The sequence below is a fragment of the Amycolatopsis sp. lyj-346 genome (genome assembly GCF_046548975.1).
Taxonomy (GTDB): Bacteria; Actinomycetota; Actinomycetes; order Mycobacteriales; family Pseudonocardiaceae; genus Amycolatopsis.
In genome coordinates this window covers 13,807-30,518 of sequence record NZ_JAJPWT010000001.1, presented here as the reverse complement: position 1 = coordinate 30,518, position 16,712 = coordinate 13,807, and the positions used below count along the sequence as shown (strand labels likewise).

Here is a 16,712-nt window from a genome sequence, read left to right as displayed (position 1 = left end):
GGGTCAGCCGGCGTAGCGGGCGAAGATCTTTTCGGGGGTTCCGGGTGGCGGAGCCCCGGTTGCCACTGCTGCTCGTTTCTTCATGCGGGCACGGTCCACTTCTGGTTGGCGGCGCCGGTGCAGCTCCAGATCTGCAGCCGGGTGCCGTTGGCGCTGGAGTTGCCGGTCGCGTCGACGCACTTGTTCGAGCCCGCGCCGACGAGGTCGCGGGCCGCGGTGGCCGCCCACCTCTGGTTGGCCGTGCCGCCGCAGTCCCAGAGCTGCAGCTGCGCGCCGTCCGCTGTGGACTGTCCGGTGACGTCGAGGCACTTGCCGAGCGCTTTCAGGGTTCCGTCGCTGCCGGCGGTCCACTGTTGAGCGTTCGTGCCGTTGCAGTCGTAGAGCTGGACGGCGGTGCCGTTGGCGTTGCTCGCGCCGGCGACGTCGACGCACTTGCCGCCGAGGCCGGTGATCGGGCCGGTCTTGCCGGTGCCGCCGCCGGTGCCCTGGTTGCCGCTCCAGGTGAACGTCGCCGACGTGCGGCCGGGCAGGGTGTAGGTGAACGACGAGTTTCCCCAGTTCACGCGCACGCTCTGGTTGCCGGTGCCGGAGTTGTACGCGATCAGCGCCTTCGAACCGTCCGGGTTCTTCCAGGCGACGTTGCGGACGGCCGAGTTGTCGTTCGAGTCGATCCGGTAGGCGCCCGGCTTCACGAACTTCGTCAGGTGGCCCATGGTGTAGTACTCGACGGTGTAGTCGACCTGCCCGCTGCGCGAGTCTCCGTTGTGGACGGTGATCAGGCCGGTGCAGGTGCCGCAGCCGCCGTTGTGCGGGCCCATGTTCTGGTCGACGCCGAGGCTCCACTTGACGAAGCTCTTCGACCAGTTCCGGGTGTAGTCCACGATGTTGTTCATGTCCTCGGCCTGCTGGTTCGGGATCCAGGTGCCGCCGGAGTGCTCGGTGGAGTACGCGCTGACGTTCGGGTACTGGTTGTGCGTGGTGGTCTGCTGGGCGATGTCGCCGCCGTAGCCGTGCCACGCGACGCCCCCGAAGTTCGGGTGGGTGCGGATCGCCGGGTCGTCCAGGGTGGGGGCGCCGTAGGACGCGTAGGTGTCCCAGTTCCAGTCGAGTGCGAGGACCTTTGTGGACAGACCGGCGCCCTGCAGTGCGGGAAGCAGGTTGTTCTTCGCGAAGTACGCCAGCCCGGCGCCGTTCCAGTTGGTCGACGGGTAGCTCGCGCAGCACGTCGGCTCGTTCTGCATCGAGACGTAGTCGATCGGCACACCCGCGGCCTGGTAGGCCTGGAGGTACTTGACGAAGTACTGGGCGTAGGCCGGGTAGTACTGCGATTCGACCCAGCCCAGCAGGTAGCTGTCGTTGTCCTTCATCCACGGCGGCGCGCTCCACGGCGACGCCATCACCTTGGCCTGCGGGTTCAGCTGCTTGGCCTGCTTGGTCAGCGGCAGCACGTCGGCCTGGTCGTGGGCGATGGAGAAGTGGGTGAGGTCGGGGTCGGTTTGCCCGGTCGGCAGGTCGTCGAAGGTGTAGCTGTAGCGCGCCAGGTCGGACGCGCCGAGCGGGTTGCGGATGAAGCTCAGCCCGATGCCGCTGTTCGGGTCGAACAGCTTCCGCATGGTGTCGTCGCGGGTGGCCTGCGACAGTGCCCCGCTGGAGTTCATCAGCCACGCCGCGGTGTCCGTAAAGGACGCTCCGCCGCCTTCGAACTGCTGGTAGGTGGTGCCTTCGTCGACGTTGATGGTCACGCCGCCGGCGCCGGTGCCCGCGGCGAACGTGACCGGTGCCTGCTGCTGGAGGCCGCGCGTGACCGTCCGGCCGCCGGAGTCGCTGGTCGTGGTCAGCCAGACGTTGACCGTTTCACCCGCGGCTTGCGCGGGCGCGGCGAAGGTGGCGGCGGCGAGCGCGGTCACGCCGAGCAGTGTGAGCAGTTTTCTCATGAGAGCGTCCACTTCTGGTTCGCGCCGTCGCCGCAGGTCCAGATCTGCAGGCGGGTGCCGTTGGCGCTGGAGTTGCCGGTGGCGTCGAGGCACTTTCCGGAACCGGCGTTCACGAGGTTCCGCGATCCGTTCGCCGTCCACTTCTGGGCGCCTGAGCCGCCGCAGTCCCAGAGCTGCAGCTGCGCGCCGTCCGCTGTGGACTGTCCGGTGACGTCGAGGCACTTGCCGAGCGCCTTGAGGGAACCGTCGCTGCCGGCGGTCCACTGTTGAGCGTTCGTGCCGTTGCAGTCGTAGAGCTGGACGGCGGTGCCGTTGGCGTTGCTCGCGCCGGCGACGTCGACGCACTTGCCGCCGAGGCCGGTGATCGGCCCGGCGTTACCGGTCGGATGCGTCGTCGTGCCGCCCGCGAACTGCGTCGCGACCTGTTCGCCGAGGCTGACCGCGTTGGCGTGGTTTTCGATCGGGTCGACGTGCGTGTTCGGGAAGACGATGTACGTCACCGGGCCCTCGGTGCCGCCGGTCTTCGGGTCGGGGTTGATGCCGAGGCTGACGGCGGTGGCGTAGGACGCCTCGCCGATGATGCTCGCCGGGCCGGTGTCACCGACCACGGCGTAGGTCACCTGGTTGTGGTAGATCACCGCTACTACGGAACCACCGTCGATGCCGTGGTTGCGGTAGTCCCATGTGGACGTCGGCTGGGGAAGGACGACGTACGGCAGCTGGGCCGCGTTGAGCGGCTGGTCGGTCGAGGTGTGGAACGCGGTGTCGGGGTAGAAGCAGCAGTCGGTGTTCTCGTTGCAGTGCGTGGTGCGGACGCCGTCGCAGTCGATGTCCATGTCGGCCGTGAAGAACACGGCACCGTTCGCCTGGCAGACGGGTACGGTGGCCGCACCGCCTTCGTCGTAGGAATAACTGCCGCTCGAGATTTGCCGGCAGGACTGGGTTTTGGCTAGCAGCTGGCTCGCGGACGGACCCGCTTCGACCACCGCCTGAGCTGATCCGGCCGTGAGGAAGGAAAGCGCTAACAGGGCACACCCCATTAGCGCGACGAGGATTCGCCGCACTGGGAACTCCTGGTGGTAAAGGTCGTGGGGTCAGGGAGTGGTCCACTTCTGGTTCGCGCCGCCGCCGCAGGTCCAGATCTGCAGGCGGGTGCCGTTCGCGCTCGAATTGCCGGTGGCGTCGAGGCACTTGTTGGCGTTCGGGTTCACGATGTCCTTCGCGCCGGTCACGACCCACTGCTGGGCGCCGGTGCCGTTGCAGTCGTAGAGCTGTACCGCTGTCCCGTCCGCGGTGCCCGCGCCCGAGACGTCCATGCACTTGCCGAGGGCGCGGATCGTGCCGTCGGTGCCGACGGTCCAGTTCTGCGCGGCGTTGCCGTTGCAGTCGGTGATCTGGATCGGGGTGCCGTTGGCGCTGTTCGCGCCGGCGACGTCGACGCACTTGCCGCCGATGCCGGTGATCGTGCCGGTCCGGCCGCCGCCGTTGCCCGCGGTGTTGGTGACGTGCACGTAGTCGACGATCAGCTGCTGCGGGAACTGCGTGCTGCTGTTGGGATCGCCGGGCCAGTACCCGCCGACGGCGAGGTTGAGGATGAGGAAGAAGCTGTGGTCGTACACCCAGCGGTTGCCGTTCAGGTCCGCGGGCGTGCGCGTCTGGTAGAGGTTGCCGTCGACGTACCACTTGATCTGGTTCGGGGCCCAGTCGATGGCGTAGGTGTGGAAGTCGTCGGAGAAGTTCGGGCCGCTGTAGGCGGCGCCGATGCCGCCGGCGCCGGAGTAGCCGGGGCCGTGGAGGGTGCCGTGCACGGTGTTCGGTTCGAACCCGACGTTTTCCATGATGTCGATTTCGCCGTCGGCGGGCCAGTTCCCGCCGCCGAGCATCCAGAAGGCGGGCCACATGCCTTGCCCGCGCGGGAGCTTCATGCGGGTTTCGAAGTGGCCGTAGGCCTGGCTGAACTTGCCGGCGGTGTTGAGCCGCGCGGAGGTGTACTCGCAGCGGCCGTACCAGCAGTTGTAGTTGCCGGGGTTTTCCTTCTTGGCGGTGATCACGAGGTGGCCCTGGCCATCGAGCTGGGCGTTGCTGGTGCCGGAGGTGTAGTACTGCCGCTCGTGGTTGTTGACGTTGTCGCCGGTTTCGAGCTGCCACTTGGAACCGTCGACGGCGGCGCCCGCGGGGCCGTTGAAGTCATCGGTGAAGGTGGCCGCGGCCAGTGCCGGGGACGGAGCGAGGACCTGCTGCCCGAGGAGGAGCAATGAGCAGGCGGCGAAGAGTGCCGCCCAGCGGTTCTTTTTGGAGGTGGACATCGTTGTCGCCTCTCTCACCGTGGGGACCGGCGTTCCGCGCGCAGCACGGAACGCGGGGAGGGGGAGATCGGCCGCGCCTGCCGGGGCGGCGGCAGGAGTGACCGTGCGTGAGTCTTTGTTGTGCCTGGCAACAAAGTATGCATGGTCCAGACAAGTGGGGCAACCGTCGGACGGTCATTCTTTTTCAACCCGAATTAAGGGTTGGTTGATGGCGCCACTCCCGGAGACGGCGGCTTCGGCTCGGTGACGTCGTTGGTGGCGGTTCGGCGCGGCCGGGGTGAGGGGCGGGCGTGGCCCGGTGTCCCGGAGCGGTGTTGCCCACAACTGAGCGGTGCTGTGGACAACCCCGGGCCGGAGGCGGCTTTGCGCGGCTTTCTGTCGGGCGGGGCCGATACGCTGGAGCGGGGATGGACCCCCTGGGAGGGTGGGTTCTGTTGGGGGGCGTCGGCTAGGCCTGGTTCAGCCCGGCATTCACGCCGCGTCGGAGTTGGGGGCTCCCGGCTTGGCGATCCTCGACGTTGCTCCCTGCTCCAGCAAATCCGCCACCGGGAGCGTGGCCGCGCCCGTCGCCACCGCGTCCAGGCCCAGTGAGCCCAGCTGGATCGAGGTCTGGCTGAACGGGTGCCGCAGGGCGTGGTCGCCCGCGGCCGCGCGGATCTTGGGGAGGAGCCGGTCGCCCAAGGCCAAGCCTGCCCAGCCGCCGATCACGATGCGCTCCGGGTTGAACAAGTTGATCAGGTTGGCGATGCCCGCGCCGAGGTAGCCCGCTGTTTCGTCGAGTACCCGCGCTGCCGTCTTGGACTTCGGTGCCGCCGCGAGCAGGGCCGAGAACTGGGCCTGCTCGTCCTCGCCCGCGATGTCCTTCCCGCGCGCCCGGCGGTACCGGGCCAGGACCGCGCCCGCGCCGATGTACGCCTCCAGGCAGCCCCGTGAACCGCAGCGGCACTCCTGGCCGCCGTACGCGATCGTCGTGTGGCCCCACTCGCCCGCGCTGCTCGTCGAGCCGCGGTACGTCGTTCCGTCCGTCACCACCGCCGCGCCGACGCCCGAGCCGATCAGCGCGATCACCGCGTGGCGTGCTCCGCGGCCCGCGCCGAACCACATCTCCGCCTGGCCCTGCGTCTTCGCGCCGTTGTCGACGAACAGCGGCAGGCCCACGCCGGCCTCCTGCAGCAGGGCCGCGAACGGCACCGCGTCCCAGCCGACCGTCGGCGCGTGGACCAGCACCTGCGCGCCCTGCTCGACCGTACCCGGCACGCCGATGCCGACCCCCAGCACGCCCGATTCGTCGATGCCCGCGCTCGCGAACACCTCCCGCAGCCCGGACGTCACCTGCTCGACCGCGGTCGCCGGGTCGGGGGCCTTCGGGAGCGGGTGCTCGACCGTCGCCAGCCGGTTCATCGCCAGGTCGAACAGCTCGACCTTGACGCCCGTTTCGCCGATGTCGACGCCCGCGACGTGCCCGTACGCCGGATCCACGCGCAACAGCACCCGGGGGCGGCCGCCGTCCGATTCGACCTGGCCGGCCTCGGTGATCAGGCGTTCTTCGCCCAGTTCGGCGGTCACGTTGCTCACCGTGGCGGCACTCAGTCCGGTGAGCTGGCTGAGTTCGTGCCTCGACAGCGGGCCGTCGAAGTACAGTTTCGACAGCAACAGGGATCGGTTGTGCCGCCGCAGATCACGGACGGTGGTGCGCTTGCTCGCCATGGGCAACCCATCTGAACTCTTACCGGCTCACTGACAGGATGCCTGATCACCGTAAGTTGTGGCTATGTATTAAGTGGTGAACTAAGTCCCGAACCCATGGTGCCGGGGTTGCGGTCTGGCAGAATCCTCCCGGTGACCCAGGTGGTGCGCCAGACGACCCGTGACCTCAGGCGGCACAACCGCGCGGCGCTGCTCTCCTCGCTCTACCTCCGCGGTCCTGTCAGCAGACTGGAACTGGTAGCTGAATCGGGACTTTCGGCCGCCACCGTTACCAACGTTGTCTCCGAGCTCATCGCGGACGGCGTCGTCGCCGAGGCCGGATCGGTCGAATCGGACGGCGGGCGGCCGCGGACGCTGCTGGCGGCCCGGCCCGGGTTCGGGCACGTCGCAGGCGTCGACGTCAGCGAGACGCACGTCGAGGTCGGCCTCTTCGACTTCGCGCTCGGCACCCTCGGCACCGTGCGCCACCCGCTCGTCGGCACCCGGCTCGACCCGGACGAAGTGGCCGGCCTGGTGTGCACGGGCATCGCCGAAGTGCTCGAAGGCGGCGATCCGGACCTGGTGTTCGGCGTCGGCATCGGCGTACCGGGCGCGGTCCGCGACGGTGGCATCGTGCACGCGCCCACCCTCGGCTGGAGCGGGGTGAACTTCGCCGAACTGATCCATCCGCACATCCAAGCGCCCCTCCATTTGGACAACCGAGCCCGCACCCTCGGCCAGGTCGAGGCGTGGCGCGGGGCCGGCCGGGGTGCCGAACGCGCGATCGTCGCCCTCCTCGGCGTCGGCGTCGGGGCGGCCGTCGCGACGGCCGGGCGGTCGCACCCCGGCATCACGACCAGCGAGTGGGGTCACACCGTCGTCAAGGCGGCCGGGGCGGCCTGCCGGTGCGGCTCGCACGGCTGCCTGGAGGCCTACGTCGGCACCGATGCGGTCGTCCGCCACTACGCCGCCCGCGTCGGCAAGGAACCGGTCATCGGGGACGAAAGCGACGACGAACTGGGGCGCATCGTGGCCGAAGCCCAGGGCGGCGGCCCGGCCGCCGACGTGCTGGCCGAGACGGGCGAGTACCTGGGCATCGGCATCGCGAACCTGATCAACCTGCTCAGCCCCGATCGGGTGGTGCTTTCCGGTTCGGCCGGAGCGATCATGGGACCGGCGATCCTGCCCGCGGTGCGCGACGCGGTGGGCCGGCACGCGCTCGGTTACCTGGCCGAGCGCACCGAGGTCGTCCTCGGCAGTCTCGGGCCCGAGGCCGTGGCGCTCGGTGCGGCCACCCTGCCGATCGCCGAGCTGCTGGCCAATGGCGGTCGTACCGCCTGAAACCCTTGCACCGCAAGAAGTATTGCGATCAACAGGTCCAGACCGGTTGTTCTTTCAGTACTTAAACTTAGGTACAAAACGTTACCGCCGTGTTATTGACGTGACCCGAGTCACCCGGGTTGACTTCGGGGCGTCGTTCGGTCGCCGGCGGTCGGGGCTCGCTACCAGTCGACAGCACGCAAGTCGTCGATGACCAGGAGGAACCGATGCGAGTCAAGCGCTCCATCGCCGCAGCGCTAGCAGCCACGATCGCCTTGACCGGCCTCACCGCGTGCTCGGGAGGGAGCTCCAACGCCGCCCAGGGCAACCCGGACGCCGTGCTCAACGTCGGCAAGCCGGACGGCCCGCAGGCGGAGAACAACAACCCGTTCCTGGAGACCTCCGCCCTGTCCAACATGGGCTACCGGTGGATGATCTACGAGCCCCTCGCCATGCACAACCGCGTCAAGCCGCAGGAGCCGGCGAAGCCGTGGCTGGCCACGAAGTGGGACTGGTCGGACAACTACAAGAAGCTGGTCCTGACCGTCCGTGACGGCGTGCAGTTCTCCGACGGCAAGCCGATGACCGCCGAAGACGTCGCCTACACCTTCCAGCTGCTGCGCGACAACAAGGCGCTGAACGTCGACGCCGTCCCGTACCGGGACATCACCGCGGCCGGCAACCAGGTCACCCTGGGCTTCGACGGCTCGCAGTTCGTCAACCAGGTCAAGATCCTGCAGACCCTCGTCGTGCCGAAGCACGTCTGGCAGGGCATCAAGGACCCGGCGCTCGACCTCGTGAAGAACCCGATCGGCACCGGCCCGTACACGCTGAAGTCGGCCACCCCGCAGACGATGATCGTCACGCGGCGCGACAGCGGCTACTGGCAGGAGGCGCCGAAGGTCAAGGAGATCCGCTACACCTCCTACACCGACAACAACGCGCAGGTCAGCGCGCTGGTCAACGGTGCTTCCGAGTGGAGCTTCGTGTTCATCCCGAACTACAAGGCCGTCTACACCAACAAGGACCCGCAGCACTACAAGCTGTGGTTCCCCGCGCAGCTGGCCATCCACGGGCTGTGGTTCAACACCGAAAAGGCGCCGTGGAACGACGCCAAGCTGCGCCAGGCCATCAACAAGGTGATCAACCGCGACGACATCTTCCACCAGGGCGAGGCCGGCTACTTCTACCCGAAGAACGACCAGGTCACCGGCATCCCGACGCCGGCGGGCGACCCGTTCATCGCCCCGCAGTACAAGGGCCAGTCGGTCCAGCTCGACGTCCCCGGCGCGAAGTCGCTGCTGACCGGCGCGGGCTACAAGTTCACCGGCGACAAGCTGGCCGACCCGAGCGGCAAGCCGGTCACCATCAAGCTCACCGTCCCGTCCGGCTGGTCGGACTACATCACCGACCTGGAGATCATCAAGGACAACCTGGCGCAGATCGGCATCACCGCCACGGTCGAGAAGATGAACCAGGACGCGTGGATGAAGTCGGTCGACACCGGTGACTTCGAAGGCCTGATGCACTGGACCAACGACGGGCAGACGCCGTACGACATGTACCGCGACGTCATGGACGGCAACCGCTACAAGCCGACCGGTCAGGGTGGCATCAACGGCAACTACGGCCGCTACAAGAACGACGAGGCGACCAGGGCGCTCGAGACCTACGCGAACGCCGAGGACGACGCCGCCCGCACCGCGGCCATGGCGACGCTGCAGAAGATCATGATCGACCAGCAGCCGATGATCCCCACGTCGGCGGCCAACTCCGGCGGCGAATACAGCACGAAGAACTGGGTCGGCTGGCCGGACGAGGCCAACCCGTACGCGCCGGCCCAGCCGACGCTGCGCAACGCGCTCGACATCGTCCTGCACCTCAAGCCCGCGGCGTGACGATGGCGGACTCAGCTGTGACGACCGAGCAGTCCCCCTCCGACCCGGTCGCCGCCGGGCCGGAGGGGGACCTCCCCGTGGTCCTGGAGGCTGAAGGCCTCACCAAGCACTTCCCTATCCGGCGTCGTGGGCGGGCCGCGCTGACCGGCTCGCGCCGCAGCATCCAGGCCGTCGACGACGTCACCCTGGTGCTCCGCCGGGGCCGCGTCACCGCACTGGTCGGCGAGTCGGGCTCCGGCAAGTCGACGGTCGCCCGGCTGCTCGCGGGCCTCTACCCGCGGACCGGTGGCGACATCCGGCTGCACGGCGAGAGCGTGAACGTCCGCCGGGGCAAGGCGTTCCGCGCCTACGCCCGCCGCGTCCAGATGATCTTCCAGGACCCGTTCGCGTCGCTGAACCCGGTGCACACCGTGCGCTACCACCTGACGCGGGCGCTGAAGATCCACGGCCGCGCGGGCGACGACCTCGAGAAGTCGCTGCGGGAGCTGCTGACCCGGGTGCAGATGACGCCGCCCGAGCGGTACCTCGACAAGTTCCCGCACGAGCTGTCCGGCGGCCAGCGCCAGCGCGTCGCGATCGCGCGGGCGCTCGGCGCCGACCCGGAGGCGCTGCTGGCCGACGAGCCGGTGTCCATGTTGGACGTCTCCATCCGGCTCGGCGTGCTGAACCTGCTGCGGGACCTCAAGGAGCGCCTGCACCTGGCGATCCTGTACATCACGCACGACATCGCGTCCGCGCGCTACTTCGCCGACGAGACGATGGTGATGTACGCGGGCCGGATGGTCGAAGGCGGCGACAGCGAGACGGTCACGCAGCGGCCGGCGCACCCGTACACCCGGCTGCTCATCGAATCCGCCCCCGACCCGGCCCGCCTCCTCCCGGCGGAGCCAGAGGGGCCCTTTCACGTGAAAGTGCCCAGTTCGGGTGGGGAGCCGCCGAGCCTGATCGATCCGCCGTCCGGCTGCCGGTTCCACCCGCGGTGCCCGGTCGCGCTCGCGCGGTGCAAGACCGACCTGCCGCCGCGGTTCGACGTCGGCGACGCGCCGGGGCACTGGGCCGCCTGCTGGCTGTACGACGGGGCCGCCGGATGAGGTACCTGCTGCAACGGCTGGCCTTCTACGTCTTCACCGCGTGGGCCGCCGTCACCATCAACTTCTTCATCCCGCGGATGATCCCGGGCGATCCCGTGCAGTCGCTGATCGCGAAGAACCAGGGCATGATCAGCGCGGACGCGATCGAGTCGCTGTACGTCCTCTTCGGACTCGACAAGAACGAAAGCCTGATCTCCCAGTACTTCGGCTACTGGGGCCAGCTGTTCCGCGGCGACCTCGGGATCTCGTTCACGTTCTTCCCGACGCCGGTGTCCGACCTGCTCACCGACAGTCTGCCGTGGACGATCATCCTGGTCGGCATCACCACGGTCGCCGGCTTCGCGATCGGCACCGGGCTCGGCGTGGTCGCCGGCTGGAAGCGCGGCTCGTGGGTCGACGGCCTGCTGCCGGTGACGACGTTCCTGTCGTCGATCCCGTACTTCTGGCTCGGCCTGATCGCGCTGACACTGCTGGCCGGCCCGGGCAGCTTCTTCCCGTCGTCCGGCGGCTACGACCCGGGCACCGTCCCGGGCTGGGACGCCGGTTTCCTCGGCAGCGCGATCCAGCACAGCCTACTGCCCGCGCTGACCATCCTGATCAGCTCGATGGGCAGCTGGATCCTGGGCATGCGGAACATGATGGTCACGGTCGCGTCGGAGGACTACGTCACCGTCGCGCACGCCAAGGGCCTGCCGGAACGCCGGGTGATGGTCGGCTACGCCGCGCGGAACGCGTTGCTGCCCAGCGTGTCCGGCTTCGCGCTCGCCCTCGGGTTCATCGTCGGCGGCACGCTGCTGGTGGAGATCGTCTTCTCCTACCCGGGCGTCGGCTACCAGCTGTTCCAGGCCGTCGGCTCGCAGGACTACCCGCTGATGCAGGGCATCTTCCTGATCATCACGCTGTCGGTGCTGGTGGCGAACCTGTTCGCCGACGTCGCCTACCTGGCGCTCGACCCGCGCACCCGGAAGGAGGGCTGACATGGCCGTACCCGCGGCGGACGTCAAGGCCGCACAGGCCCTCCCGCTCGAAGCGGTGGCCGCGCGACGGCGCCGGTTCCGGTTCCTCACCGGCGGCAAGACGGTCACCGGCCTCGCCGTCATCGCCTTCTTCCTGGTGATCGCGGTGATCGGCGAGTGGATCGCGCCGTACGACCCGTCCGCGCGCAGCAGCGACCTGCTGGAATCGCCGTCGGCGCGGCACTGGTTCGGCACCACCCACCTCGGCCAGGACATCTTCAGCCAGGTCGTGGTCGGCACGCGCAGCGTCATGCTGGTCGGGCTGGCCGCCGGGATCGTGGCGACGATCCTCGCGGTGATCGTCGGGGTGACGTCCGGTTACCTCGGCGGCACCCCGGGCGAAGGCCTCTCCGCACTGTCCAACGTGTTCCTGGTGATCCCGGCGCTGCCGCTGATCATCATCATCGGCAGCGCGGTGCCCACCGGCGGCGACATCCTGGTGGCGGTGATCATCGGGTTCACGTCGTGGGCGTGGGGTGCGCGGGTCCTCAGGGCACAGACGCTTTCGCTGCGCGGCCGGGAGTACGTCGAAGCGGCCCGGGCGACCGGCGAATCGACGTGGCGGATCATCTTCTTCGAAATCCTGCCGAACCTGACCGCGGTGATCGCGTCCAGCTTCGTCGGCACGGTGATCTTCGCCGTGATGTCGGAGATCACGCTCGCCTTCGTGGGCGTCTCCGGGCTGTCCAACTGGAACTGGGGCACGATCCTGTTCTGGGCGCAGAGCCAGCAGGCGCTGGCCCAGGGCGCGTGGTGGTGGTTCGTGCCGGCCGGGCTGGCGATCGCCGTTCTCGGGACGGCGTTGTCCCTGCTCAACTTCGGCATCGACGAGTTCGTCAGCCCGCGGCTGCGCGGCAGCGGCAAGGCACGCGTCAAGGGCACCGACGGCCGGACGCATCGGATGCGCGTGGGCTTCACGCCCGTGCTCGGGCGGGAGGAACAGCCGTGATGGACCCGGTGCTGGAGATCAAGGGCCTCGACGTCGACTACGGCGTCGGCGACGAGGCCGTGCGTGCGGTCCGGGACGTGCACCTGACGCTGCACCGCGGCGAAGTCCTCGGCCTGGCCGGGGAAAGCGGCAGCGGGAAGTCCACTTTGGCCTACGGGCTGACGCGGCTGCTCGCGCCACCGGGCGTCATCCGCGGCGGCCAGGTCATCTACCACCCCGCGGACGGCGAACCCTACGACGTCCTCAAACTGACGGACAGGCAGCTGCGCGGCTTCCGCTGGGCCGAAACGTCCATTGTGTTCCAAGGGGCGATGAACTCGCTCAACCCGGTGCACAAGGTGGTCACGCAGCTGGTCGACGTCATCAAGGCGCACGAGCCCGGGTCGACGCGGGCGGGCCGCGTCGCGCGGGCTCGCGACCTGCTGAAGCTGGTCGGGATTTCGGCCGACCGGCTGGAGGCGTACCCGCACCAGCTGTCCGGCGGGATGCGGCAGCGCGTGATGATCGCGATGGCGCTGGCGCTGGAGCCGCGGATCGTCATCATGGACGAGCCGACCACCGCCCTCGACGTCGTCATGCAGCGGCAGATCCTCGGCCAGCTCGTGGAACTGCGGGAGCGGCTGGGCTTCTCGGTCCTGTTCATCACGCACGACCTTTCGCTGCTGGTGGAGTTCTCGGACCGGATCGCGATCATGTACGGCGGCCGGATCGTCGAACAGGCGCCGGCGTCGGACCTCTACCGGGACGCGCTGCACCCGTACAGCCACGGCCTGCTGAACTCGTTCCCCGCGCTGCGGGGGCCGCGGCGCGAGCTGACCGGGATCCCCGGCTCCCCGCCGGACACGCGCGGGATGCCGTCCGGCTGCGCGTTCCACCCCCGCTGCCCCAAGGCTTTCGAGCCGTGCCCCGACCGCGTCCCGCTGCTGGGCACGCCCGGCGACCCGGTGCGCGAAGTGGCGTGCTGGCTGCATCCCGTCGTCGCCGATACAGCTCCCTGAACGACCTGCCCGGTACCTCTGGAGGAGAGCCGCCTTGACCGAGACCACAGCCGCGACCGCCGAGCAGCAGGCGCTGATCGACACCCTGCCGCCGGACTTCCGCTGGGGCGTGGCGACCGCCGCGTACCAGATCGAAGGCGCGGTCTCCGAGGACGGCCGGACACCGTCCATCTGGGACACGTTCTGCCGGGTGCCGTGGGCGATCGACAACAACGACACCGGTGACGTGGCGTGCGACCACTACCACCGGATGCCGTCGGACATCGAGCTGGTGCGCGCACTCGGGGCGGACACCTACCGCTTTTCGGTTTCGTGGCCGCGGGTCCAGCCGCGCGGCCGCGGCGGCGTCAACGAGGCAGGCATCGGGTTCTACGACCGGCTCGTGGACGAGACGCTGAGCCGCGGCATCACGCCGTGGCTCACGCTGTACCACTGGGACCTCCCGCAGGAGCTGGAGGACGCGGGCGGCTGGCCGGCGCGCGACACGGCGTACCGGTTCGCCGACTACGCGATGCTGGTGTTCGACCGGCTTGCCGACCGGGTCCGCCACTGGACGACGCTGAACGAGCCGTGGTGCTCGGCGATGCACGGGTACGTGCACGGCGTGATGGCGCCGGGCCGCCGTGACTACGCGGCCGGGTTGCACGCGGTGCACCACCTGCTGCTGGGCCACGGGCTGGCGGTGCAGCGCATGCGCCAGTCGGCACAGCGACCCACGCAGTTCGGCATCACGCTCAACATGTGCACGGCCGACCCGGCGACGGACTCGCCGGAGGACGTCCGCGCGGCCCGCCAGGCCGACGGCCTCGGCGTCCGCATCTACCTCGACCCGCTGGTCCACGGCCACTACCCGGCGGACGTGGTGGACGACCTGGCCTCGCGCGGAGTGCGGCTCCCGATCCAGGACGGCGACCTTTCGGTCATCTCCGCCCCGCTGGACTTCCTGGGCGTGAACTACTACTTCGGCCAGCAGTTCTCGGGCGTGGACGAGCAGGGCCTGGCGGTGGACGAGGACGGCGTCCCGGCCTCCCGCGTGATCCCGTTCGGCGAGCCGACGACGGCGATGGGCTGGGAGATCCTGCCGGGCAAGTTCACCGAGCTGCTGACCCGGCTGGGCCGCGACTACCCGGGCCTGCCGATGTACATCACGGAAAACGGCTCGGCCTTCGACGACGACCCCGACTCGACGGGCTTCGTCCGCGACGACGGCCGCACGGCGTACCTGGCTTCCCACATCGCCGCGGTGGCGGCGGCCCGCCAGGCCGGGGTGGACGTGCGCGGGTACTTCGCCTGGTCCCTTTTGGACAACTTCGAGTGGGCGTACGGCTACGCGAAGCGGTTCGGGCTGATCCGGGTGGACTACGAGACGCAGGAGCGGACGATCAAGCAGAGCGGGTACTTCTACCGCGACACCGTCCGCCGGGTGCGGGGAAGCTGACGTCAGACCGGGACGCCGGTCCGGCGCGCGAACGCGGTCAGTCCGTGGAGAGCGGCCGCGTTCGGGTGCCGGACCAGGCTTTCGGTGATCCGGTGGATGGCCGGGCGGTAGCGCACTTCGTCGGGTGACGCGTGTTCGGCCGCCAGCAGGGCGCGGTAGCACTGCTCCGGCTTGCCCCACTGGTGGAAGGCGCGTGCGACGTCCGAGAAGTACCGGGCACGCCGCTCGACCACCGGGATCGAGGCCGGATCGATGCGGCGTGCGTGCTCGATCGCGGTACCGGAGTCGCCGAGCACCCTGGCGATGCTGACCTGGTAGAGGCCGACGGCGGTGGGGTTGAACGCGGCCGCGTGCGGCCCGGCCGCCACTCTCGCCGCGGCGTCGGCCGCCTCGGTGATCAGCGCCTTCGCGGTGTCCCGGTCGCCGTCCACGGCCGCGGTGTAGGCCGCGGTTTCGAGGAGCGTTCCGTAGCCGGAGAGGTGTTCGGGACCGCGGTGCAGGTTCGGTTGCAGGGCTTCCGCGGTGTCGAGGACGAGCCGGCGTGCGGTGTCCGCCTGGCCCGAGCGGCGCAGGACGATTCCCCAGCTGCGCCGGGTCGTGGCCTGGGTGAGCAGGTCGCCGGACGAGTCCGCGGCCTGCAGCGCCCGGTCCGCCGCCGTCCAGGCGAGCCGGTCGTTGCCCACCTTGATCATGAGTTCCGTCGTCAGGGTGTAGAGCTCGGCCAGGTGCCGGTTGGCGACGGCGACACCGCCGGTGCTGTCGAGTTCCGCGCGAGTGGCCGTGGTCCGGGCCAGCACCTTCGGCAGCAGCGCGGCGACGTCACCGTACTTCGCCTGGTGGAAGGCGGACCGGACAACGGCAACGGCCCGCCGGAGCTCGTCGAGGGAGAACGGTTCGGCGTTCGCGATGGGCGGGTTCAGCAGAGCGGCCCCGAGCGACCGGATCGGGTCGCCGGCGCCGTACGCCGGACCGCCACCGGCCAGCGCACCGACGGCCAACCCGCCCGCCCCGGCGAGCAAAGTGCGACGCCGCATCGGGTCGTCCTCCTCGGGTTTCGTCACCGGAACCGGGCCCACAGTAGGCCAACGAACCGGCACCGTCCTGCCGGACACACCGTGTGGGTTATCCGGGACGAGCCCGAACACCTCGATCGGCAAGCCCAGTGCGGTGGCCAGGAGGCGGAGAACCCCGACGTCACGAAGCGGTGACCGGCCGGTTTCCCAGCGGGAGATCTGGCTGGCCGAGCACCCGCACCGACGTCCCAGCGCGGCCTGCGTCCAGCCGGCGGCGGACCGGGCGCTCCGGACGACGTCGCCGGGCCGTCGAGGGCCGGACAGGGGGTGGGCTGCGCCGTAGCGGTTCATCGTGGCCTCCCCGCGCGAGGTCGGTGGTCTCACGGTAGCCAGGACGAACCGTTGACGAGCGATTTTGCAGGATGTGCACACGATGTGCACGATCGGTACGGCCGATGGGCCCAGCGCCTCAGCCGCGGTTCGGTGTAACCGTGCGCAGGAAAGGGGAGGCGGATGGAACGCTCGTTGGTGATGGCGCTGTTCACGGCCGCGGACGCGGGTTTCGATCCGTGCGGCGCCGCCGCGTTCGCGCAGCGGCTCGGCCGGGAACTCGACGCCGGCCGGATCGTGTTCCCCCGGCCGCTCGTCGTCGGTGGCGGTTACCCGTACGGGTGTCTCGTGCTCCAGCACTTCCCCGATGACCTGACCGGGCTGTCCGCGGCCGCCCGGACCCTCGCCCGGGGCTTGGCCGACATCGCCGGCGGGGGCTTTCTGGTCGGCGTTTGCGGCGGTTCCCGCTTCGAGGTCGTGGACCGGGTGGCGCAGGCGGTGCGGTGTGAACTGAAGGGCCACCGGCGGGGCAGCGGCCCGGTCGGCCGGATCGGCGAGGCCACCGTCTTCGCGATGCTGTGAGCCGCCCTGGTGGGGTGGGCCCCACCAGGGCGGCGGTGGCTCACTCCATGGTTCCTCCCGGGGGCTTTCCCTAACGTCGGTCGTAAAGCCGACCTGGGGGTGCCCATGACCGTCCGCACCGAAATCAGACCCGCATCCGTTCAGCCGGAAC

13 protein-coding genes and 1 pseudogene are annotated in these 16,712 nt (G+C 69.5%); 8 read left to right on the top strand and 6 right to left on the bottom strand.

Annotated features, from left to right (window positions below):
- Positions 1-80: 80 nt before the first annotated feature.
- From ACLJQE_RS00145 to ACLJQE_RS00130, 4 genes are all read right to left on the bottom strand, one after another.
- Positions 81-1,934, bottom strand: a complete 1,854-nt coding sequence (locus tag ACLJQE_RS00145; RefSeq protein ID WP_410636863.1) for a ricin-type beta-trefoil lectin domain protein — start codon at positions 1,932-1,934, stop codon at positions 81-83.
- Positions 1,931-2,788 carry an RICIN domain-containing protein gene (locus tag ACLJQE_RS00140; RefSeq protein ID WP_410636862.1) on the bottom strand — a complete coding sequence of 286 codons (858 nt, stop codon included), beginning with the start codon at positions 2,786-2,788 and terminating at the stop codon, positions 1,931-1,933. Before ACLJQE_RS00140 ends, ACLJQE_RS00145 begins: the two co-directional genes overlap by 4 nt.
- A gap of 240 nt (positions 2,789-3,028) precedes the next feature.
- A complete protein-coding gene (locus tag ACLJQE_RS00135; protein ID WP_410636861.1) occupies positions 3,029-4,240 on the bottom strand; it encodes an RICIN domain-containing protein in 1,212 nt (403 codons plus the stop codon).
- A 471-nt stretch (positions 4,241-4,711) separates the two neighbouring features.
- Positions 4,712-5,947, bottom strand: a complete 1,236-nt coding sequence (locus ACLJQE_RS00130; protein ID WP_410636860.1) for an ROK family protein — start codon at positions 5,945-5,947, stop codon at positions 4,712-4,714.
- Positions 5,948-6,079: 132 nt separating this feature from the next.
- Here ACLJQE_RS00130 and ACLJQE_RS00125 point away from each other — a divergent pair, with 132 nt between their 5' ends.
- The 7 genes from ACLJQE_RS00125 (at position 6,080) to ACLJQE_RS00095 (ending at position 14,636) form a co-directional block, all read left to right on the top strand.
- Positions 6,080-7,267 (top strand): ROK family protein, encoded by a 1,188-nt coding sequence (locus ACLJQE_RS00125; RefSeq protein ID WP_410636859.1) that lies wholly within the window; start codon positions 6,080-6,082, stop codon positions 7,265-7,267.
- Between the two features lie 206 nt (positions 7,268-7,473).
- The gene (locus tag ACLJQE_RS00120) at positions 7,474-9,144 is read left to right on the top strand and encodes an ABC transporter substrate-binding protein (protein ID WP_410636858.1); all 1,671 of its coding nucleotides are present in this window, start codon (positions 7,474-7,476) and stop codon (positions 9,142-9,144) included.
- Positions 9,145-9,161: 17 nt separating this feature from the next.
- Positions 9,162-10,235 carry an ABC transporter ATP-binding protein gene (locus tag ACLJQE_RS00115; RefSeq protein WP_410638256.1) on the top strand — a complete coding sequence of 358 codons (1,074 nt, stop codon included), beginning with the start codon at positions 9,162-9,164 and terminating at the stop codon, positions 10,233-10,235.
- The gene (locus ACLJQE_RS00110; RefSeq protein ID WP_410636857.1) at positions 10,232-11,212 is read left to right on the top strand and encodes an ABC transporter permease; all 981 of its coding nucleotides are present in this window, start codon (positions 10,232-10,234) and stop codon (positions 11,210-11,212) included. Before ACLJQE_RS00115 ends, ACLJQE_RS00110 begins: the two co-directional genes overlap by 4 nt.
- A 1-nt stretch (position 11,213) precedes the next feature.
- Complete coding sequence (locus ACLJQE_RS00105) at positions 11,214-12,200, top strand: ABC transporter permease (RefSeq protein ID WP_410636856.1); 987 nt, start codon at positions 11,214-11,216, stop codon at positions 12,198-12,200.
- Positions 12,200-13,198, top strand: coding sequence for an ABC transporter ATP-binding protein (locus ACLJQE_RS00100; protein ID WP_410638255.1), 999 nt, complete (start codon positions 12,200-12,202; stop codon positions 13,196-13,198). The genes ACLJQE_RS00105 and ACLJQE_RS00100 overlap by 1 nt, the downstream gene beginning before the upstream one ends.
- 34 nt (positions 13,199-13,232) lie before the next feature.
- Complete coding sequence (locus ACLJQE_RS00095; RefSeq protein WP_410636855.1) at positions 13,233-14,636, top strand: GH1 family beta-glucosidase; 1,404 nt, start codon at positions 13,233-13,235, stop codon at positions 14,634-14,636.
- A gap of 2 nt (positions 14,637-14,638) precedes the next feature.
- On the opposite strand, the gene ACLJQE_RS00090 is transcribed toward ACLJQE_RS00095, so the two are convergent.
- Together ACLJQE_RS00090 and ACLJQE_RS00085 are read right to left on the bottom strand one after the other, a co-directional pair.
- Positions 14,639-15,697: a hypothetical protein gene (locus tag ACLJQE_RS00090; RefSeq protein WP_410638347.1), complete on the bottom strand. Its 1,059-nt coding sequence runs from the start codon at positions 15,695-15,697 to the stop codon at positions 14,639-14,641.
- Positions 15,698-15,790: 93 nt separating this feature from the next.
- Positions 15,791-16,000 (bottom strand): annotated as a pseudogene (locus ACLJQE_RS00085) (helix-turn-helix domain-containing protein); the annotation flags it as partial.
- A gap of 162 nt (positions 16,001-16,162) precedes the next feature.
- Between ACLJQE_RS00085 and ACLJQE_RS00080 the strand changes: the two are divergent.
- The gene (locus ACLJQE_RS00080; RefSeq protein WP_410636854.1) at positions 16,163-16,561 is read left to right on the top strand and encodes a hypothetical protein; all 399 of its coding nucleotides are present in this window, start codon (positions 16,163-16,165) and stop codon (positions 16,559-16,561) included.
- Positions 16,562-16,712 lie beyond the last annotated feature (151 nt).